A 20951-nucleotide genomic window follows, 5' to 3' on the forward strand; every position below is an offset into this window, starting at 1 on the left:
CGGCGCCGCCCGAGTGACGGCGCCGCTTCGTTTACAGATGACCGGCGGGTAGCTTCAGTGTGACGGGCGTGCCGAGGTCTTCGGACGAGTTGCCTTCCGCCACGCCATAGTCGCCACCGCGCACCATCCAGCCGTGGGTGGCAACGTCGAAGTCCGCCAGCAGGCGACGTTCGAGCGGAATGGCCAGCTCGCGATGTTCGCCCGCCTGCAGGAATACCTTGGTGAAGCCCGCCAGGCGTTTCGCTTTGGCACCAGGCGGCTGCACGTAGACCTGCGCCACTTCGGCTCCCGCATGCGAGCCGGTGTTGCGCACGTCCACGGTGGCGATCAACTGTCCGTCGCGCGACGACACCTTCAGCGGACCGTGTTCAAAACGGGTGTACGAAAGACCGTAGCCAAACGGGAACAACGGCTTGATATCGCGCGACTGAAACCAGCGATAGCCGATATCCGCGCCTTCGATGGCGTAGTCGACCGAGGCCGGTGGCGTGCCGCCAACTGCAGCCGGAAGCTCCGGACGCGGCAACTGGGACAGATCGCGTGGCCAGCTCAGCGGCAGACGGCCCGATGGATTGACCTTGCCCGACAGCAGGTTGGCGATAGCCACCCCACCATCGCCGCCCGGATACCAGGTCTCCAACACGGCGCCCACCTGATCGAGCCACGGCATGGCCACCGGACCGCCGTTCTCCAGCACCACGATGGTTCGCGGGTTGGCCTTGGCGACGGCCGACACAAGTGCATCCTGTCCGTCGGGCAGGGAGATATCCGGCGCATCAAGCGATTCGGTGGCCCATTTCTGCACAAACACCACGGCCACCTGCGACTTCGCTGCCAGCGCGGCAGCGGCCGCCACGTCGCTGCCTTCGGCAAACTGCACGTTCGCTTTCGGCGCCATTGCACGAAGGGCCTTGAGCGGCGCATAGGGGTGATACATCACGGGGCCGGGCCACTTAGTGGGTTCGAGCCCCGGCACGGCGTTGCCGCCTTTGGCAGTCACCAATGATGAGCCGCCGCCTGCCAGCACGCCCTTGTCGGCATGCGCACCGATTACCGCGACCGACGTGAGCGTGGCGGCATCCAACGGCAGCAGATCGTGCTCGTTGCGCAACAGCACAGCGCCCGCTTCCAGCGTTTCGCGCGACACCGCGAGGTTGGCCTTGCCGTCAATCGGCGCTTTCTTCGCGGGGTGCTCAAACACACCTGTAGCGAACATGCTGCGCAAAATGCGCTGCACCATGTCGTCCACGCGCGCCTGTGTTACTTCGCCCTTGGCCAGCGCATCGCGCAACGGCGCATCGAAGAACACTTGTTGATCGAAGATTTCGCCCGCCGATTCCTGATCCAACCCCGCGTTCACGGCCTTGGCCGCGCTGTGCGCGCCACCCCAGTCGGACATCACGAAGCCGGGATACTTCCAGTCGCGCTTGAGCACCTGATTCATCAGGTAGTCGTTCTCGCACGCCCAGTCGCCGTTGACCTTGTTGTACGAACACATCACCGAGCCAGGCTTGCCGCGCTCGATCGCCAGTTCAAAGGCCAGCAGATCGGACTCGCGCATCGCCTGTTCGCCGATTTGCGCGTTGATGGTGTTGCGCCCGGTCTCCTGGTCGTTCAATGCAAAGTGCTTGATGGTGGAGATCACGTGCTGGCTTTGAACGCCGCGAATGGTTTCGCCGACGATAGCGCCGGCCAGCAGCGGATCCTCTCCCGCATATTCAAAGTTGCGGCCGTTGCGGGGTTCGCGCATCAGATTGATGCCACCCGCCAACAGCACATTGAACCCCTTGCTGTGCGCTTCGCTACCGATCATGGCGCCGCCACGATAGGCGATCTGCGGATCCCAGCTGGCCGCGGTGACCGGCCCGGCCGGGAGTGGTGTGGCGTCGTCGCCCGGACGCATACGGTCGGAGCTCGCGACACCAAGGCCCGCATCGCTCTCCTCCAGCGCAGGAATACCAAGCCGCGGAATCGGTGGCACATAGCCTGCGGAAGCGATGGCTCCTTTCGGAAACGGTTTGTCGGCGGGGCGATCCGGGCCCGCGTAGTAGCTGCGTATCAGCTGGAATTTTTCATCCTGCGTCAACTGCGCCACCAGTAACTTCGCACGCGCATCCGGCGACAACGCCGTATCGCTCCATGGTGTCGCTGCGGGCGGCTGCGCCGATGCTGTACTCGTCCATGCAGACAAGCCCATCGCTATCGCGCCCGTCAAAGCCACGCACTGCAGTGCCACTGCGGTCTTGCGCTTCATCCGACTTCCTCCGGTGTTCGCATCGCCACGCGCTCGCCCCGGCATCACAGACGCCGCGCGTATACTCGGGCCGTTGAGTATGCACCAAGGGATGCTCTGATCCATTCAACGATGGCGTCACCGCTCCTGCTTGCCCGCCGGTTGGTGTTGCGCCGGCGAAGGCAGGCTGGTTGCCTGTCGAGACGGTGCGGCGCCAACCGGCGGGCAAGCAGGAGTGGCCCTCCGGGTGATGCCCAGCGAGCCCACAGGACGCGGTGCGCGGCTTGCCCAGGCAGCCAGCCTGGGCTGCGCCACGCTCCACGCCCTGCGGGCTCGCTGGGCGTCATGCCGCCATCGTTGAATGGATCAGAGCATCCCTTCACCCTCCCCACATCGCCTACGGAGTCCCCAATGAATCTGCGTCCCCTCGGCCGGTCCTCGCTTTCGGTGGCTCCGCTCGCCTTCGGTGGCAACGTGTTCGGCTGGAGTGCCAATGAGCAGCGCTCGTTCGAACTGCTCGACGCCTTCGTTGACGCCGGCTTCAACCTGATCGACACGGCGGACGTGTATTCGGCGTGGGTGCCGGGCAATCGCGGCGGCGAATCGGAAACCATCATCGGCAAGTGGCTCAAGCGCAGCGGCAAGCGCGACAAGGTTGTCATCGCCACCAAGGTGGCCAAGTGGACCGAGCATCCGGGACTGTCGCCGATGAACATCAATCAGGCGGTAGAAGGCTCGCTCAAGCGCCTGCAGACGGATGTCATCGACCTGTATCAGGCGCATGAGGATGACGCCACCGTGCCGCTGCACGAAACGCTGGAGGCGTTCGGCAAGCTGATCGAGCAAGGCAAGGTACGTGTGATTGGTGCGTCGAATTACGGCGCAGATCGTTTCGGCGAAGCACTGGCCGTGTCCGCCAAGCTTGGCTTGCCACGCTACGAAACACTGCAGCCGGAATACAACCTGATCAACCGCAAGCTCTACGAGAAGGAGCTCGAGCCACTGGTGATCTCCGAGAATATCGGCGTGATCAATTACTACGCGCTCGCCAGCGGCTTCCTCAGCGGCAAGTACCGTAGCGCAGCGGACCTCGCCAAGAGCGCCGCGCGTGGCGGCTCGGTGCAGAAGTACCTCAATGCGCACGGGCTCGGCGTGCTGGCGGCACTGGATAAGGTAGCTGCCGAATACAACGCCACGCCGTCGCAGGTCGCCCTGGCATGGCTGATGGCGCGCCCCAGCGTGACGGCCCCCATTGCCAGCGCCACCAGCGTGTCTCAGCTCCAGGAGCTGTTCAGTGCGGTGACGTTGCAGTTGAGCAAGGCGGATATCGCTGCGTTGGATCAGGCCAGCGCTTAAGTTGCCTCGGTCATTCAACTCGTCATTCCGGCTTTGGCTGGGATGACGCGTTGAACAGGTCGCCCGATAGATGCTTACTGCGCCGGCGCCATGCCTTCCGCGTCGCTGCCATCCGGCGCCTCTACCTGATAGCCCCTGGCTTTCAGACGAGCGATCAACCCGCGCGGCGACAGCACATCCTCCATCGGCAACATGGCAAAGGTCTGCGCGTTGGTGCTCAGCGCCTGCACGGCTGCGTCGATCCAGATGGCCTCTGCCTTCTGCTTCACATCATTGAAGCCCAGCTGTTTGGCGAAACCCGCTTCGGTAATGGCGGATATGCAGGCCTCGCGCTGATCGTTCATCGGCAGGCTGCGCAGCATGTCGATGTCACCGGTCGCCCATGCATTGGCGCGCTCGGTGATGCGGCCCATATCGCGCTCCACCGTGTCGAGCGTGCGGCCGAAACACTCGCGGTCGTCCATCGGCGAGGTCTTGAAGGTCTTTACTGCATTGCGCGGCTCATCCACCAGCATGGTGTAGCGCGCGGTGATGAACTTCACTTTGTGCTTGGTGGCGAGATCGCGCACTGTATCTTTCACACCACCTGACGCCGTCAGACCGTGGCGCTTGATCGCCTTGTCGTACAACTCCACCGCCGCGAAGATGGGACGCCAATCCTCAATGCCGCGATCGTTGCCCAGGTATTGTTTCTTGAGTACCAGCCAACGCGCATAGTCGGGCGCGGGCACCATCTGTTGCAGCGTCTGTCCATCGGGATTCTTGCGCGCGCCGACCAGCGACGGCAGCAGGAACAGCTTGCCGAAGAAGTTGGTCTTGGGTTTGAGCGACACGGAGGGCGGGCCCAGCACTTCCTGCGATTCGGCGATGGCCTGCTCCACCTCATCGGTTTTCCACTGAATGCGATCCGGCAGCGGCGACAGCGTGCCCAGCACCCACATCACATGATCGCCTTTGCTCACCCTCCACAGTCCGGGGCCGGGCTGCACCCCACTGACCGATACCGCTTCGAGATTGGTGACCTGCGACGGCGGCGTGGCTGCGGATGCAGGCGCGTTCTGCGCGGACAAGGGCGCAGCCACCGCCAGAGCGAGCAGGCTCGCGGCGAAGAGCAAGGGCAGATACTGCTGCCGTGGTCTGGCGGGAATCCGTTTCATCGCATCATGTTCCTTGAGGGATCTGCGTTATGACCGTACCTGCGGCGGCGCAGTTCCTTCCGCAGCATCGTGTGTTCAGTGAGCCAGCCACGCGCCGGTGAGCGTAGCCGCTACGCACCAGAGCACGGCGACCCACGCCGGCTGACGTGCCACCGCCAGCATGACGAAGCCGCAGGCGGCGATAAGCACATCCGCCGCATCGTGCATGCTGCCTTTCCACACCGGATTGTAGAACGCGGCGGCGAGCAAGCCGACAACGGCGGCATTGATGCCAGCCACCATGCGTACCGCATGCGCACTGGTCGAAAGGCGCTGCCAGAATGGCAACACGCCGCTCAGCAACAGAAAACCGGGCAAGAAGATCGCGATCAGCGCCACCAACGCGCCAGCGCCGCCGCCCTGTCCACCGTGCATCTGGCTGCCGAGATACGCCGCGAGCGAGAACATCGGCCCCGGCAACGCCTGTGCTGCGCCGTAGCCCGCGAGGAAGCTGTTCTCGTCCACCCAGCCGGGCGTCACCAGCGCTTGCCGCAACCACGGCAACACGACATGACCGCCGCCGAAAACGAGCGCACCCGCGCGATAGAACGCTGCCGCCGTTTGCGCCAGCAGGCCACCTCGCACATCGGGCGACAGCGCAAGCATCAGGAGCACGGCGTAGCACGACAGCAGCACCATGGCGGTTCTGCGGCCATAGCCGGGCGAAGGCGCCTGCTCGGGATGCGCCGCCACGCTGCGACACACCCAGGGGGATAACGCCGCAGCGAGCACGATGACCAGCAACTGCATCCATGCTTGCGACTGCCACAGCAAAACCGCGGCGGCGCCGATAGCCAGCGCGCGGCGCGGCAGGTCGGGCGCCAGCGAACGCCACATGCCCCACACGCCCTGCGCGACCACCACGACTGCCACCAGCTTCAGGCCGTGCAGCAACGCCTGCCCCGATGCGCCATGCAGGTAAGGTGCCCACCATGCGAAGCCGAGCATCAGTAACGCGGAAGGCAACGTGAAACCGATAAAGGCGGCCAGCGCGCCACGCCAACCCGCCCGCATCAGACCGATGGCAAAACCGAGTTGACTGCTCGCAGGCCCTGGAAGGAACTGACATAGCGCCAGCAGTTGCGAGAAGCGGGCATCGTCGAGCCAGCGACGTTCTTCGACAAAGGCGCGGCGGAAGTAGCCCAGATGAGCGATAGGGCCTCCGAATGAGCGAAGACCTAGCGAAAGGAAAGCGAGGAAGACCTCACCGGCACGGCCGGTCGGTGGCACGTCGTTGTCTGACAAGGCGCTCATGCATCGCAGCCTAGCGCAAGGTGTTTGCGGATGCTTTTCTGTGGGAGCGCGGGAATGAAAGAAGGCCGCTTGCGCGGCCTTCTTTCGATCCATCGTTAAACCGGCGATCAGCCCAGCGACGCCAGCGCGTCGTTGAACGTCTTGCTCGGGCGCATGGCCTTGGTGATCAACTCGACGTTCGCGTGGTAGTAACCCTGGATATCCACGGCCTTACCCTGCGCACCGTTCAACTCACCAACGATCTGGGCTTCGTTCTCGGTCAGCACCTTCGCCAGCGGAGCGAACCGGGCCTTGAGCTTGGCGTCGTCATTCTGCGCCGCCAGCGCCTGTGCCCAGTACATGGCCAGATAGAAGTGGCTACCGCGGTTGTCGAGCTCACCCACTTTGCGGGCCGGCGACTTGTTGTTGTCGAGGATCTTGCCGTTGGCTTCGTCCAGCGTCTTGGCCAGCACGCGCGCATCGGCGCTGTCGTAACGGTTGGCGAGATGTTCCAGCGATGCGGCAATGGCAAGGAATTCGCCCAGCGAATCCCAGCGCAGATAGTCCTCTTCCAGGAACTGCTGCACGTGCTTGGGTGCCGAACCGCCCGCACCCGTTTCGAACAGACCACCACCGGCCATCAGCGGCACCACCGAAAGCATCTTGGCGCTGGTGCCCAGCTCCATGATGGGGAACAGGTCGGTGAGGTAGTCGCGCAGCACGTTGCCGGTCACCGAAATGGTGTCCTGGCCCTTGCGGATGCGCTCCAGCGAGAACGTGGTGGCTTCGACCGGCGACAGGATACGGATGTCCAGGCCACTGAGATCGTGATCCTTGAGGTAACGCTCAACCTTGGCAATCACCTGGCGGTCATGCGCACGGTTCGAATCGAGCCAGAACACGGCCGGCGTGTTGCTCAGGCGCGCACGCGTCACCGCCAGCTTCACCCAATCCTGGATCGGCGCGTCCTTGGTCTGGCACATGCGCCAGATGTCGCCCGCTTCCACCGGCTGCTCGAGCAGCACGTTGCCGGCTTCGTCGGTGACCTTCACCACGCCGTCGCCGGCGATCTTGAAGGTCTTGTCGTGCGAGCCGTATTCCTCGGCGGCCTGCGCCATCAGGCCCACGTTCGGCACGCTACCCATGGTGGCCGGATCGAACGCGCCGTGCGCCTTGCAGTCTTCGATCACGGCCTGATAGACACCGGCGTAACTGCGATCCGGAATCACCGCCTTGGTGTCCTGCAGCTTGCCTTCGGTGTTCCACATCTTGCCGGAGTCGCGGATCATCGCCGGCATCGAGGCGTCGATGATGACATCGCTCGGCACGTGCAGGTTGGTGATGCCCTTGTCGGAGTTGACCATGGCCAGCGCCGGGCGCTTGGCGTATTCGGCGTTGATGTCGGCGAGGATTTCATCCTGCTTGGCCTGCGGCAGCTGACCGAGGCGCGCGTACAGGTCGCCGATACCGTTGTTCGGTTCGAAGCCGACGCTCTTGAGCGTATCGGCGTGCTTGGTCAGCACGTCCTTGTAAAACTCGTTGACCACCTGGCCGAACATGATGGGGTCGGACACCTTCATCATGGTGGCCTTCAGATGCACGGAGAACAGCACGCCCTGTTTCTTCGCGTCCTCGATCTGCGCGTCGATGAAGCTGGCCAGCGCCTTCTTGCTCATCACGGCGGCGTCGATGATCTCGCCATCCTTCAGCGCAGTCTTTTCCTTGAGCACGGCGTGGCTGCCGTCCTTGCCGAACCACTCGATCTTCACGTTGCCGGCCTTGGACACCACGGTGGACTTCTCGCTGCCGTAGAAGTCGCCGCCGTCCATATGCGACACGTGGGTCTTCGAATCCTTCGACCACGCGCCCATCTTGTGCGGGTGCTTGCGCGCGTAGTTCTTCACCGAGAGCGGTGCGCGGCGGTCGGAGTTGCCTTCGCGCAGCACCGGATTCACTGCGCTGCCCTTCGTCTTGTCATAGCGCGCCTTGATGTTCCACTCGCTGACATCCTTCGGGTCTTCCGGGTAATCCGGCAGCGCGTAGCCCTGCGACTGCAGTTCCTTGATCGCGCTTTTGAGCTGCGGCATCGAGGCGCTGATGTTGGGGAGCTTGATGATGTTGGCATCGGGCGTGGTCGCCAGCTGGCCGAGCTCGGTGAGGTCGTCGGCGATCTTCTGGCTGTCCGGCAGGATGTCCGGGAACTGGGCGATGATGCGGCCCGCCAGCGAAATGTCACGCGTCTCGACGGCGATACCGGCGGTGGCGGTGAAGGCTTTGACGATCGGCAGCAGCGAGTGCGTGGCGAGGTACGGCGCTTCGTCCGTGAGCGTGTAAATGATCTTCGGCGTGTTCGACATTGTCTGCTATGACCTCACTGGCTACGGCTTTACCAAATGGACAGGCGCGCCCGCAGGCAGCGCCATGCGCGGACGCACGAATCGTCCGGAGCCGATCGACATGGGGGCGAAACGGGCGGACGAAAGCCCCTCATTGTCACGATTTCGGGCGGGCGGCGAAAGCGCGGGCGCGGACTATGCGCAAGGGTATGGTTCGGCGGGACTTTTTTTGTGGGGGGCCCACCCTGTGGGCGACAAGCCAGCGAAGCGCTGACGTTGCCGTGTCACCGTCGCGCACAGAGTGCGCTCTTACAGGGATCGAATGACCCGCCGGTCAGGCGCGCTCACCCACCGGCAGGGCCTGCGGCTGACGACGACGTCCGCGCCATGCGGCAAAGCGGTCGGCCAGGCAGGAGAAGATCACGTACAGCGCCGGCGTGCTGAGCAGCGTCAGGCTTTGCGAGATGATCAAGCCACCAATCAGCGCGATACCCAGCGGCCGGCGCAGATCCGAACCCTCGCCCAGGCCGACGGCGATCGGCACGGCGGCAAGAATCGCCACCATCGTGGTCATCATGATCGGGCGGAAGCGCACCATGCTCGCCTCATAGGCAGCCTCTGGTGCACTCAGCCCGCGCTCGCGGCGCGACACCAGCGCGAAATCGATCATCATGATCGCGTTCTTTTTCACGATGCCGATCAGCAACACCAGCGCGATCTGCGCGATCACCGACAGCTCGGTACCTGTCATCCACAGCGCCATCAGTGCACCCACACCCGCAGCTGGCAAGGTGGAAAGAATGGTCACCGGATGAATCAGGCTTTCGTACAGCATGCCGAGCACGATGTAGACCGTGACCACCGCGCCGAGCAACAGCCACAACATGCCGCTCTGCGACTGCTGGAAGCGGCGGAAATCGCCACCGATGTTGATGCGGATGTCGCCGGGCAGGCGCATCTGCGAGCCGGTCTGCTGGATGATCTGCAAGGCTTCGCCCATGCTCACGCCCGGCGCGAGATTGAAGCTCATGCTCATCGTGGTGTACTGGTTTTCGTGCGTAATCTGCGTCGGCGCCAGACCTGGCTCCTGACGTGCAAACGCAGTGAGCGGCACCATGGCGCCATGGCTGCTCGAGACATAGATGGCATCGATAGCCGCAGGCGTGGCGACCTGATTGGGCAGCGCGTTGACCACCACTTTGTACTGATTGAGGTCGGAGTAGATCGTGCTGATCTGGCGCTGACCGAACGCGTTGTACAAGGCACCGTCGATGGTGCCGATGCCCACGCCAAGGCGAGCGGCCTTGTCGCGATCGATCACGATGTTCTGCTGCAGGCCGGCGTCATCGATATCGCTGCCAACATCTTTGAGCTTGGGATTTTTCTTCAGCTCGGCCACGAGCTTGGGTAACCAGGTCGCGAGCTCTTCCGGCGAATCACCTTGCAGCGATACCTGGTACTGGGCGCCCTGACTGGTGCCACCGCCACCGAAGCTGGGCAGATCCTGGATGGGCCGCAGACGCACATTGAGATCGGGATAGCGCGCCGCCTTGGCACTCAGGCGCGCCAGCACGGCAAAGGTGTCGTCCTTGCGGCCTTGCGCATGCGTCTTGAGTTCGATGTCGAACGTACCGGACGAGCCCTGGCGGCTGGTGCCCAGGCGCGAGCCGACGCGCGCGACATCGTGATCCTTGAGCAACATATCGATCAGCCGCTGCTGCCGCGCCACCGCGTCCTGGAACGACACCGTGGCGCCCGAGGTCGCGCGGCCGCGAATCAGGCCCGTGTCCTGCGGCGGGAACAGGCCCGTCTTGACCACGCCGAACAGGAAAACGGTCGCCACGATAAGCGCCAGCGGCGTCAGCGAGAAGGCCAACGCATGCTTGATGGAGAACTTCAGCGCTTTGGAATACACGTTCTGCATGCCGGTCTGGAAAGCTTCCAGCGCGATACCGATGCGCGTGGTCGGCTTGTCTTCGTCATGGCCGCTCAGGAACTGGCCGCACAGCGATGTCGTGAGCGTCAACGACACGATGGAAGAGACGATGATCGCCGCCACCAGCGTGATGGTGAATTCCTTGAAGAACAGACCGGTGATGCCGCTCATGAACAACAACGGGATAAACACTGCCACCAGCGAGGCGGTGATCGAGACGATGGTGAAGCCGATCTCCCTGGCACCGGCCAGCGCCGCCTGCATGCGCGTCATGCCCTGATCGATGTGGCGCACGATGTTCTCGATCACCACGATCGCGTCGTCCACCACGAAACCAATCGCAATCACCAGCGCCAGCAGCGTGAGGTTGTTGAGCGTGAAGCCGAGGATGTACATCACCGTCGCCGCGCCAGCCAGCGACAGCGGCACCGCGGCGGTGGCGATCAGCGTAGGCGCGAGGCGACGCAGGAACAGCGCCATGGTGAGCATCACCATGGCCAGGCTGATCAGCAGTGTGGCCTGCACTTCATGCAGCGATGCGCGAATGGTCGGCGTGCCGTCGAAATACGGCGTCAGCGTGGTGCCCGGCTGCAGATAGCTGCGCAACAGCGGCACGGCGTCCTTCACACGATCCACGGTGCCGATGATGTTGGCATTGGACTGGCGATACACGTACATCAGGATCGCCGGCTTGCCCTGAAACCACGCCGCCTGATACGCGTCCTGCTGACCGTCGTACACCTTCGCCACATCGGACAGCCGCACCGGAACACCTTTGTGCGATGCGATCACCAGGCTGGCGAAGTCGGCCGCCGAATGCAGCGAATCATTCGCTGTAACCGACATGGTGGTCTGCCCGTTGGACAGGAACCCCACGGGCGAGGTGACGTTGGCGGCGGTCAGCGCATTGCGCAGCTGGTCGGGCGACAGACCCAGCGCATTGAGCAGGCGAAGATTCACGTCGACGCGAATTGCCGGCGTCGCCGCGCCGAGGATGTCCACTTCCGATACGCCATCGAGCTGACGAAGGCGCTGCGCCAGCAACGAGTCGGCCACGTCGTAGAGATCGCGGGCGGATTGGGTATCCGAGGTCAACGCGAACGCGATGATCGGGTCGTCGTTGGGGTTGGCCTTCTGGTAGCTCGGCGGCGCATTGAGGCCGCTGGGCAGATCCGACTGCGCCGCGTTGATGGCCGCCTGCACGTCGCGGGCCGCCGAATCAAGATTGCGGCCAGCCTGAAACATCATGAACACCTGCGTGCTGCCCAGCGAGCTGGAAGACCGCAAAGTGTCGATGCCCGGCACCTGGCCCAGATGACGCTCCAGCGGCGCGGCCACGGTGGAGGCCATGGTGCTGGCGCTGGCGCCCGCCTGCTGGGCCTGCACGAAAATCACCGGGAACTGCATGTTGGGCAGCGCGGCCACGCCAAGCAGCAGGTAGCAGATCATGCCGACCACAAACACGCCGATCGCCAGCAGAGAGGTGCCGATCGGGCGGCGGATGAAAGGGCCGGAGATATTCATGCCGTCAAGAAGCCAGGAACAACGCGCGAGGCGTGGGGGTGTTCAGAGAAGCCGCACACCATGTCAGGGCGCACGCACGAGTAACCGTATATACCGCACATTGACTGCTAAACGCATGACGGCAGGTTTGGTTGAAGCCGCGGGCACCTGTGCGGTGCACGGATTTGCCTCACCTTCATTCCCCCTTCCGCGGGAATGACAGTGAGGGGAATGGGTGTTTCGCGAGGGCACCGGCTTCGAAAACGCCGAAAGGGGCGCGCCATCGCGGACGCACCCCTTTCATGGCCTTGCCGGCGCCCCGGCGCATGCCGGGCCGCCGTGGAACCTGTCACATCACTCCGCGCGCCTGCGCGCGATCGATTTCGCGCTGCTCCCGCCGCTCGCGCAGCCAGTCGGAGAAGCGTTCCATGTAGAGGTAGATCACGGGCGTGGTGTACAGCGTCACCAGCTGCGACAGCAGCAGACCGCCGACGATGGAGACACCGAGCGGACGACGCAGCTCGGCGCCGATGCCGTTGCCCAGTGCCAGCGGCAACGCACCCAGCATGGCCGCCGCGGTGGTCATCATGATCGGGCGGAAGCGCAGCAGACAGGCGCGGCGGATCGCTTCACGCGGCTTCATGCCTTCGCGCTGCGCCTCGATGGCGAAGTCGATCATCATGATCGCGTTCTTTTTCACGATACCGATCAGCAGCACGATACCCACGATGCCGTCCACCGACAGGCTCATGCCGCACATGATCAGCGCCAGCAACGCACCGACACCGGCCGGCGGCAGCGTGGAGATGATGGTCAGCGGGTGGATATAGCTCTCGTACAGCACGCCCAGCACGATGTAGATCACCACGATGGACGCGACCAGCAGCAACACTTCGTTGGTCAACGAGGTGGAGAACTCCGCCGCCTTGCCGATGAACTGACCACGCACCTGCGGCGGGAAGTTGACCTGTTGCTCCACTTCGTGGATGGCCTTCACCGCCTCGGACAACGAATAGCCCGGCGCGAGATTGAACGAGATGGTCACCGCCGGCAGCTGCTGCTGATGGCTCACCACCAGCGGCGCATTGGTCACTTCGGCCGTCGCCAGCGACGCCAGCGGAATGGTGCCGCCCGCGCCGATGATCACGCCCGTGTTGGCCACACCCAGCCCCGTGCTGGTGGACGAGTTGCTCGACGCCACCTGACCAAAGCTGGTGGCATTGCTGCCGGTCAGCGCGCCGCTGCCATTGCTCTTCACCGTGAGCTGATTGAGCAGCGCGGTGCTGGAGCGGAACTGCGGCGCCACCTCCAGCACCACGCGGTACTGGTTGAGCTGGGTGAAGATGGTCGAGATCTGACGCTGGCCGAACGAGTCGTACAGCGTGTCGTCGATCGTCTGCACCGGCACGCCAAGGCGGCTGGCTTTTTCGCGGTCGATGGTGAGCTTGAGCGAGGTGCCCTGATCGGCAAGGTTGTTGTCCACATCGGCCAGTTCCTTGCGCTCGCGCAGGGCCTGGGTCATCTGGGTGGCGTAGCCGGACAGCTCAGCGGAGTTCACATCGGACATCGAGTACTGGTACTCGGTGGCGGAGACGCGGGTATCCAGCGTCACGTCCTGCACCGGCTTGAGATACAGCGCCACGCCCGGAATATCGGCCGCTTCCTTCTGCAAACGCGCCAGTACCTCGTCGAGGCCATCGCGGTCGCCGCGATCCTTCAGCACGATGCTGAGCTGACCCTGGTTGAGCGTGGGGTTGATGGAGCCCGCGCCGATGAAGGCGGCCACACCCGTCACGGCCTTGTCGCGACGCAACGCTTCGGCCACCGCCTTGGTGCGCTGTTCCATCTGCGGGAAGGCAACATTCTGGTCGGCCTGCACCACGCCGGTGACGAGACCGGTGTCCTGCTCAGGCAGCAGGCCCTTGGGAATGACGATGTACAGGAAGATGGTGACCACGATGGTGGCGCCCGCGACCAGCATGGTGAAACGCTGATGGTCGAGCACCCAGTCGAGCGAACTTTCGTACACATTGACCAGACGGGCCCACCAGGTCTTCTTGCCCGCGGCGGCGTGACGCTCGTGCGCGTCGTCGCCTTCCGGCAACGCGTCGGGCTTGAGCAGGTAGGCGCACATCATCGGCGTCAGCGTCAACGACACCAGCATCGAGATGGCCACCGCAATGGTCAGCACCCAGGCGAATTCGTGGAAAAGACGGCCGGTAACACCGGGCATCAGCAGCAGCGGCAGGAACACCGCGATCAGCGACACGGTCAGCGACAGCACGGTGAAGCCGATTTCCTTCGCGCCGATTTCGGCCGCCTCCTTGCCCTCCTTGCCCTGCTCGATGTAGCGCACGATGTTTTCGATCATCACGATCGCATCGTCCACCACGAAACCGGTGGCGACCGTCAGCGCCATCAGCGACAGGTTATCCAGCGACATGCCGGTGAAGGCCATCACGCCGAACGTGCCCATCAGCGAGAGCGGCACCGCGACCGACGGAATGATCGTGGCCCACAGGCGGCGCAGGAACACAAAGATCACCGCCACCACCAGACAGATGGTGAGGATCAGCGTGAATTGCACGTCCTCCACCGAGGCACGGATGGTGATGGTGCGGTCGGCGAACACATCCAGGTGGACGTCCGCCGGCAACACGGCGCGCAGCTGCGGCAGGATGTTGCGGATCTGCTCCACCGTCTGCACGATGTTGGCGCCCGGCTGGCGACGGATGTCGAGCAGCACGGCAGGCTTGCCATTGGCCCACGCGGCGAGCTGATCGTTCTCGACGCCATCGATCACGTTGGCCACGTCGGACAGGCGCACCGGCGCGTTGTTTTTGTACGCGATGATGGTGCTCTTGTACTCGGCGGCATTGGCGAGCTGGTCGTTGGTGCCGATGCTGTAGGACTGGGTGGCGCCGTTGAGCGTGCCCTTGGGCGCGTTGACGTTGGCCTCGGTGAGCGCGCTGCGCACGTCCTCCATGGTGAGGCCGAGGTTCGCCAGCTGCGACGGATTGACCTGCACGCGCACCGCGGGGCGCACGTTGCCGGCGATCGACACCAGGCCCACGCCCTGCACCTGCGAAAGCTTCTGCGCCAGGATCGAGTCGGCGTAGTTGTTCACATCGCGCAGCGGCAGGCTGTCGGAGGTGAGCTTGAGCGTGAGGATGGGCGCGTCGGCCGGGTTCACGCGGTTGTACACCGGCGGATACGGCAGCGTGCTGGGCAGCGTGCCGCGGGCCTGGTTGATGGCCGCTTGCACGTCCTGAGCCGCGATATCGATGTCGCGATCCATCGCGAACTGCAACACGATGGTGGACAGACCCGCCGACGAGTCGGAGGTCATCATGGTCAGGCCGGAGATCTGGCCGAAGTTGCGCTCCAGCGGCGTCGTGACCAGCGAAGCCATGGTCGATGCGCTGGCGCCCGGATACTGCGTGGTCACCACGAGGCTGGGCGCGTCGATCTCGGGCAGCGCCGATACCGGCAACTGGCGATAGCCGAGAATGCCGAGCAGCAGCACCGCCACCATCAACAGCGAGGTGGCGATCGGTCGGCGAATGAAGAGTGTGGAGAAGCCCATGGGTATGCCGTCGCGTTTAGTGACGGGCGCCCATCCGTGCGGCGCCCCGTGTCGTTGCTAAAGGGGCGGGAGGCGGCAAGCGAGAGCGGGCATGCGTGCCCCTCGACCCTCGCCTCCCATCCCTCTACCGTCAGCCGCCGCGGCGGCCGCCGCCCTGCTGTGTCCGCTTCTTGGCCTGGTCCACTTCGGCAGCCGTCGGCGCTGCCGGCACTTCGCCGGGCTTCAGTGCCTTGACCTTGCTGCCGGGCTTCAGGCGGAACTGACCTTCAGTCACCACCTGATCGTTCAGCGCCAGGCCCGAACCGATCATCACGTGGCTGTCGCCCACTTCACCGGCCACCTTGACCGGATTCATCTTGACCGTCTGTTCCTGCGGCTGCACGAGGTAAACGTAGTCGCCGTCCGGACCGCGCTGCACCGCCTGCGCCGGGATCACCAGGCCGCCGTTCACCGTACGCACCTTCAGGCGCACGTTCACGAACTGGCCCGGCCACAGATCACCCTTGGTGTTCTGAAACACCGAACGCAGCTTGAAGGTGCCGGTGGTGGTGTCGATCTGGTTGTCCACCACGTTGAGCTGACCGTCGTCGGCGATGGTGTGCGCATCGGTACGATCCAGCGCCAGCACGTCCAGCGGGTCGTCGCCGCCCGACGCCTTGCGCACCATGTCCAGGTTCTGCTCGGGCAGGTTGAAGGTGACGTAGATCGGATGGATCTGCGTCAGCGTGACGATCTGCGAGGTGGTGGTCACCACGTTGCCCGGGTCGACATTGCGGATGCCGGCCACGCCATCGATGGGCGAGAGGATGCGGGTGTAGTCCAGGTTGACCTTGGCCGAACGCACCGCTGCCCGGTCGGCTGCCACGCTGGCGGTGAGGTTGGCCACATTGTTGCGGAAGGTGTCCATGTCCAGCTGCGCCACGTAGCCCTTGGCCACCAGCGCATCGTTACGCTTGAGCGTGCTCTGCGCGGTGGCGAGCTGGGCCTCGTCCATCTGCTGCTTGGCTTCGGCCTGGTCATAGGCGGCCTGGAACGGGCGCGGGTCGATCTGCGCCAGCAGGTCGCCCTTCTTCACTTCCTGGCCTTCCTTGAAATTGATGCTCAGCATCTGTCCGCTGATCTGCGGATTGATGGTGACGGTATTGAGCGCCTGCACGGTGCCGAGTGCGGTCAGGTAGACCGGCACGTCCTGCTTCACCACGGGCTCGACGGTGACAGGCACCGGCGTGTCCTTGTCCTGCCCGTCCTTCCCCTGGCCCTTTCCTTTTTCCTGACCGCCCTGCTGCGCCTGCGCGCCATCCTCGGCACCCGGCTTGTGCAGCAGACGGAAGCCCACGGCTCCCACCACGATCACGGCCAAAACGATCAGCGCGATCTTCCAAAAACGCGACATGAAAAACTCCCAGAATTGACGGCAGGCCACCCGACCCCACCGGCGCCCGCGGGTATTGAAGGCCCTGCGCCTGACTTGTACGTCGAGTGAAAGGATAGGGTCAGTTCAACGGCAATAGACAATGCCAGTTGACATGGGTGCCCTATGACCGATGGCAGGGTTTTGCCAGCGTATCGCTTCAAAATGAAGTAATTTGCATGAAATCAACCGGTCCAAAGCGCGACAGGACGCCGCTTCTGACCGACTGAAACTTATCCCGGCGTTCGTCTATACTCGCGCACTGTTGTCTGAACCTTTGCCAACCCGGCCCCGCGGCCGTCCATAGATATGGAGTCATTGAGTGAGCGGTTCCCTGACGAAGTCCGACCAGAGCTTCATGCGCAGCTTCTCTTTGCTGATCGCCGGCCTGTGCGTGTTGACCCTGCTGCTGATCGGCGGCGCGTGGTTTATCTACGACCACGAGCCGAAGGAAGTGAATCCGCAAACGTCCGCACAGGTCGCTGAACGCATCGCGCCGGCTGGCGCCGTGTACGCCGGCGACACCGGTCGTGCAGCCATGCAGGCCGCGCAGGAAGCCGCCACCAAGGCCGCTGCCTCGCAGGTCGCCTACGGCGGCAGCACCGACGGCAAGACCATCTACGACAACCTGTGCCACAGCTGCCACACCGCTGGCGTGGCGGGCGCACCGAAGCTGGGCGACAAGGGCAACTGGGGTCCGCGCATTGCCCAGGGCCTCGATACGCTGGTGAAGCACGCTATTGATGGTTACAAGGGCCCGGACGGCAACATGATGCCGGCCAAGGGCGGCAACCCGGCGCTGACCGACGAACAGGTGAAGAACGCCGTGCATTGGATTGTGGATCAGGCGAAGTAAGGCTGGTCCCTTCTTGTGTCCTGAAAACGCCGCCCTTGGGCGGCGTTTTTGTTTGGGTCCTTCATAGCAGGCGATGGCAATCCCGATATCGCGGTGCGTAGGCGGCACGCTGGCGGAAGAGCCAGTTCAAGAGCGAAAGTCACTGGATCCCAGCCTTCGCTGGGATGACGGTGAGGGGAATAAGTGCTACCGCGAGCACCCGCCCCTCACCCCAGCCCTCTCCCCGAAGGGGAGAGGGAGCCATGGGCTTCGATCCATTCCCGCGCAAACCCCTGCAACTGCGGGAAAAACACCTCAAACCGCCCCCGGAGCTCGGCGTCCAGCCCGACCAGCACCGGCATCGCCTCACCCACCGGATTCTCCCGGCGCAGCCGGTGCGAGATGCCATCCAGCGCCGCCGCCAGCTCCTCCGGTCTCGCGTAGCCGCCCGGCAAGGCATGGGCGTCCATGTAGTGACGAAACCGCAGCAGTGCCGGTGGCAGCAACGGCTCGTAGCGGCGCAACAGCTCCCGCACACCCGTGGAGTACGGCTCCAGTCCCTGCTCGCTCCAGCGCGGGAATTCACGCGCCAGCAGATGATCGAACCACATATCCAGCAGGATGCCGCCATACCGGCGATACGGTGCGGGCAGCAGCGATCGCGCTGCCGCCACCACCGGGTGGCTGTCGGTATAGACGTCAATGGCGCGATGCAGCCGGATGCCGGCGATAACACCCTCCGGCAAGGCCGGATCGGGCTGGCCATGCACAAAGTCGCCCATCAGGCCGCCCAACCGCAGCAGCTCGTCGTCGCCTGCCAAAAAGGTGTGTGCGAGGTGGTTCATAGCCTGCTTTCCAAACGCCGGACACACGTGCCGGTTATCATCTTAGGCATGAACCCCGCCCTTCTCCCGACCCAACCCGATCATTTTCCGGCCCAGGCTGCCAGCTTCGCGCTGGAAGGGCCCGCCGGCAAGCTCGAGGCCGTCAGCGACGTGGCCGTGCCCGAAGAGGCCCGCCGCGGTACCGCCATCATCTGCCACCCGCATCCGCTGCAGGGCGGCACCATGCACAACAAAGTGGTCACGATGGTCGAGCGGGCGTTGCGCGAGTCGGGGCTGGATACGGTGCGCTTCAACTTCCGCGGCACCGGCGAGTCGGAAGGCACCTATGACCATGGCAACGGCGAAGGCGACGACCTGGCCGCCGTCGTCGCCTGGGTGCGCCGCGTGCGTCCCGACGATGCCCTGTGGCTGGCCGGCTTCTCGTTCGGCAGCTATGTCTCCATTCGTAACGCCGTTCGCCTGCATGCCGACACGCTGATCAGCATCGCGCCCCCGGCCGGCCGCTGGCCATTCGAAGGATTCGAGCTGCCCACGATCCCGTGGCTGGTGGTGCAGGGCGAGGAGGACGAAGTGGTCGACCCGCAAGCGGTCTACAGCTGGATCGATGGCATGCGCAAGAAGCCGGTACTGGTGCGCATGCCGGAAACCAGCCACTTCTTTCACCGCCGCCTGATGGACCTGCGCGGCGCCATCAAGCACGAAGTGCAGCCCTGGCTCCCGCCGCTCCGTCAGGATTGATGTCGCTTTACCCTCCCCCATCCGTTCGATGTCCCGCGCCCCCGGCGGGATGCAGCAGAGCTTGCCGTACCCATGAGTGATACCCCCTTGCTCGCGCCCAGCGCGCGTTACCACGAAGGCGTCGCCGCGCACCGCTGGGAGGCCGACCCGGCCCAGCAGGCGCTGTTGCCCGAGTTCGACCGCATGCATGCGGCGCTGATTGCCTCGATGTCCAATGGCAACGGCGGCCTGTTTGGACGTCTGAAATCGCTGCTCGGCAATGACACCCGCGAGGGTGTGCAGGGTCTGTACCTGTGGGGCAGCGTGGGCCGCGGCAAGACCTTTCTGATGGATCTGTTCGTGGCCAGCCTGCCGCAGGGCATGGCGCTGCGCCGCCACTACCACCGCTTCATGGGCGAAGTGCACGAACAGCTTCGCGCACTGGGCGAGCGGCAGGATCCGCTGGTGGAAGTGGCCTCCAACATTGCGTCGCGCTGCCGCGTGGTGTGCCTGGACGAGTTTCTGGTCAACGACATCGGCGACGCGATGATTCTCGGCACGTTGCTGCAGGCGCTGTTCGAGCGCGGCGTGGCACTCGTGACCACCTCCAATACTGCGCCGGTAAATCTCTACAAGGACGGCCTGCAGCGTGCACGCTTCCTGCCCGCCATTGCGCTGATCGAAAAGCACTGCCGCGTCGTGCAGATGATCTCGTCGCACGACTGGCGCCTGCGCGCGCTGACCCAGGCGGCGGTGTACCAGACACCCCCCGGTCCCGAAGCGGAGCGCGCGCTGCTGCGCATTTTCACCAGCCAGGCGGAAGGTGGCGTGCAGGATGGTGGCGACATCATCGTCAATGAGCGACCGATTCCGGTGCGCAAGCGCGCCAAGAACATCTTGTGGTTCGAATTCGCTGCATTGTGCGAGGGTCCGCGTGCGGTGGCGGACTATATCGAGCTGGCCAAGGCCGGCCCCGCCATCATCGTCTCCAACGTGCCACAGTTCACCGTCTACACCGACGATGCCGCACGCCGATTTGTGTTGCTGGTGGACGAGTTCTACGACCGCCACGTCAAGCTGATTCTCTCTGCCGCTGCGCCGATCACCGAGCTGTATGACGGCGAGCGCCTGCGTGCGGAGTTCGGGCGCACGGAGTCGCGACTGATCGAGATGCAGAGCGAGGAGTATCTGGCGAGCGAGCATTTGTCGTAACGGGTGGGATGACCCGTGACGGCTGATCGCCGCCTCCCGCCTTTGCTCGTCATCCCGCTGTTTGCTCCTGTAGCTGCTAACGTTATTCCACCCTCCACCGTGGAACCGCCATGCCCATCCTGCTCGCCCTTGCCCTGCAGCTAAGCCCCGGCGCCGGAGCCGACTTCCACACGCGCATCACCCAGGCCAAGCTGGCCGAAGGCGCGGCGGCGGGCCCGGGATACCAGAAGCAGATGTGGGAGCGCATCGGCAATGCGACCACCGACGCCTACAAGTCGTGCCTTGCCAGCAACACGCCGGCGGACAAATCGCCCTTCACGCTGGCGGCCGATGTGCTGCCCGATGGACGTCTTGCCCGCATTGAAGTGCAGCCCGAAACGGCGGTTGCCAAGTGCATGGCCGGCCAGTTCGCCAGCTGGCTGTTGCCCGCACCACCGGAGCAGCCCAGGCCGTATCCGATCGAGATCGATTTCAGCATCAAGAAGTAAACCGATCGGCCGATCTCGCCTGCAAGGTCTTGCGTTGTCCACGTACCCTTTTGGCCTTCCATTT

General features: G+C 64.1%; 14 protein-coding genes. 6 read left to right on the forward strand and 8 right to left on the reverse strand.

Going from position 1 to position 20951, the window contains the following annotated elements:
- Positions 1-31: 31 nt before the first annotated feature.
- On the reverse strand, positions 32-2254 hold the full coding sequence (locus tag OQE56_RS14560; RefSeq protein ID WP_425601632.1) for a beta-glucosidase: 2223 nt from the start codon (positions 2252-2254) through the stop codon (positions 32-34).
- A gap of 390 nt (positions 2255-2644) precedes the next feature.
- On the opposite strand from OQE56_RS14560, the gene OQE56_RS14565 reads away from it, so the two are divergent.
- Positions 2645-3589 carry an aldo/keto reductase gene (locus tag OQE56_RS14565; protein WP_267225363.1) on the forward strand — a complete coding sequence of 315 codons (945 nt, stop codon included), beginning with the start codon at positions 2645-2647 and terminating at the stop codon, positions 3587-3589.
- A 74-nt stretch (positions 3590-3663) separates the two neighbouring features.
- Here OQE56_RS14565 and OQE56_RS14570 read toward each other — a convergent pair whose 3' ends face one another.
- The 3 genes from OQE56_RS14570 to OQE56_RS14580 form a co-directional block, all read right to left on the reverse strand.
- Complete coding sequence (locus OQE56_RS14570; RefSeq protein WP_267225364.1) at positions 3664-4746, reverse strand: TraB/GumN family protein; 1083 nt, start codon at positions 4744-4746, stop codon at positions 3664-3666.
- Positions 4747-4821: 75 nt separating this feature from the next.
- Positions 4822-6039: a chromate efflux transporter gene (chrA, locus tag OQE56_RS14575; RefSeq protein ID WP_267225365.1), complete on the reverse strand. Its 1218-nt coding sequence runs from the start codon at positions 6037-6039 to the stop codon at positions 4822-4824.
- A gap of 107 nt (positions 6040-6146) precedes the next feature.
- Entirely contained in the window at positions 6147-8375 is a 2229-nt protein-coding gene (locus OQE56_RS14580; RefSeq protein WP_267225366.1) for an NADP-dependent isocitrate dehydrogenase, read from the reverse strand.
- Here OQE56_RS14580 and OQE56_RS14585 point away from each other — a divergent pair.
- Positions 8353-8628, forward strand: a complete 276-nt coding sequence (locus tag OQE56_RS14585) for a hypothetical protein (RefSeq protein WP_267225367.1) — start codon at positions 8353-8355, stop codon at positions 8626-8628. The two genes, OQE56_RS14580 and OQE56_RS14585, sit on opposite strands and share 23 nt — an antisense overlap.
- A 60-nt stretch (positions 8629-8688) precedes the next feature.
- On the opposite strand, the gene OQE56_RS14590 is transcribed toward OQE56_RS14585, so the two are convergent.
- The 3 genes from OQE56_RS14590 to OQE56_RS14600 all read right to left on the reverse strand — a co-directional run bounded on the left by OQE56_RS14590 (position 8689) and on the right by OQE56_RS14600 (position 16772).
- Positions 8689-11814, reverse strand: coding sequence for an efflux RND transporter permease subunit (locus OQE56_RS14590; protein ID WP_267225368.1), 3126 nt, complete (start codon positions 11812-11814; stop codon positions 8689-8691).
- Between the two features lie 328 nt (positions 11815-12142).
- Complete coding sequence (locus OQE56_RS14595; protein WP_267225369.1) at positions 12143-15379, reverse strand: efflux RND transporter permease subunit; 3237 nt, start codon at positions 15377-15379, stop codon at positions 12143-12145.
- Between the two features lie 130 nt (positions 15380-15509).
- On the reverse strand, positions 15510-16772 hold the full coding sequence (locus OQE56_RS14600; protein WP_267225370.1) for an efflux RND transporter periplasmic adaptor subunit: 1263 nt from the start codon (positions 16770-16772) through the stop codon (positions 15510-15512).
- Positions 16773-17124: 352 nt separating this feature from the next.
- On the opposite strand from OQE56_RS14600, the gene OQE56_RS14605 reads away from it, so the two are divergent.
- Complete coding sequence (locus OQE56_RS14605) at positions 17125-17646, forward strand: c-type cytochrome (protein ID WP_425601636.1); 522 nt, start codon at positions 17125-17127, stop codon at positions 17644-17646.
- 206 nt (positions 17647-17852) lie between these two features.
- Here OQE56_RS14605 and OQE56_RS14610 read toward each other — a convergent pair whose 3' ends face one another.
- Positions 17853-18470 carry an acyl carrier protein phosphodiesterase gene (locus OQE56_RS14610; RefSeq protein WP_267225371.1) on the reverse strand — a complete coding sequence of 206 codons (618 nt, stop codon included), beginning with the start codon at positions 18468-18470 and terminating at the stop codon, positions 17853-17855.
- 48 nt (positions 18471-18518) lie between these two features.
- Here OQE56_RS14610 and OQE56_RS14615 point away from each other — a divergent pair, with 48 nt between their 5' ends.
- The 3 genes from OQE56_RS14615 to OQE56_RS14625 all read left to right on the forward strand — a co-directional run bounded on the left by OQE56_RS14615 (position 18519) and on the right by OQE56_RS14625 (position 20887).
- Complete coding sequence (locus OQE56_RS14615; protein WP_267225372.1) at positions 18519-19208, forward strand: alpha/beta hydrolase; 690 nt, start codon at positions 18519-18521, stop codon at positions 19206-19208.
- Positions 19209-19280: 72 nt separating this feature from the next.
- The gene (gene zapE / locus OQE56_RS14620) at positions 19281-20399 is read left to right on the forward strand and encodes a cell division protein ZapE (protein WP_267225373.1); all 1119 of its coding nucleotides are present in this window, start codon (positions 19281-19283) and stop codon (positions 20397-20399) included.
- A 110-nt stretch (positions 20400-20509) separates the two neighbouring features.
- Positions 20510-20887, forward strand: a complete 378-nt coding sequence (locus OQE56_RS14625) for a peptidase C13 (RefSeq protein WP_267225374.1) — start codon at positions 20510-20512, stop codon at positions 20885-20887.
- The last annotated feature ends 64 nt before the right edge of the window (positions 20888-20951 follow it).

Origin of the sequence: Dyella silvae (assembly GCF_026421305.1) — a bacterium.
GTDB classification, from domain to species: Bacteria; Pseudomonadota; Gammaproteobacteria; order Xanthomonadales; family Rhodanobacteraceae; genus Dyella; species Dyella silvae.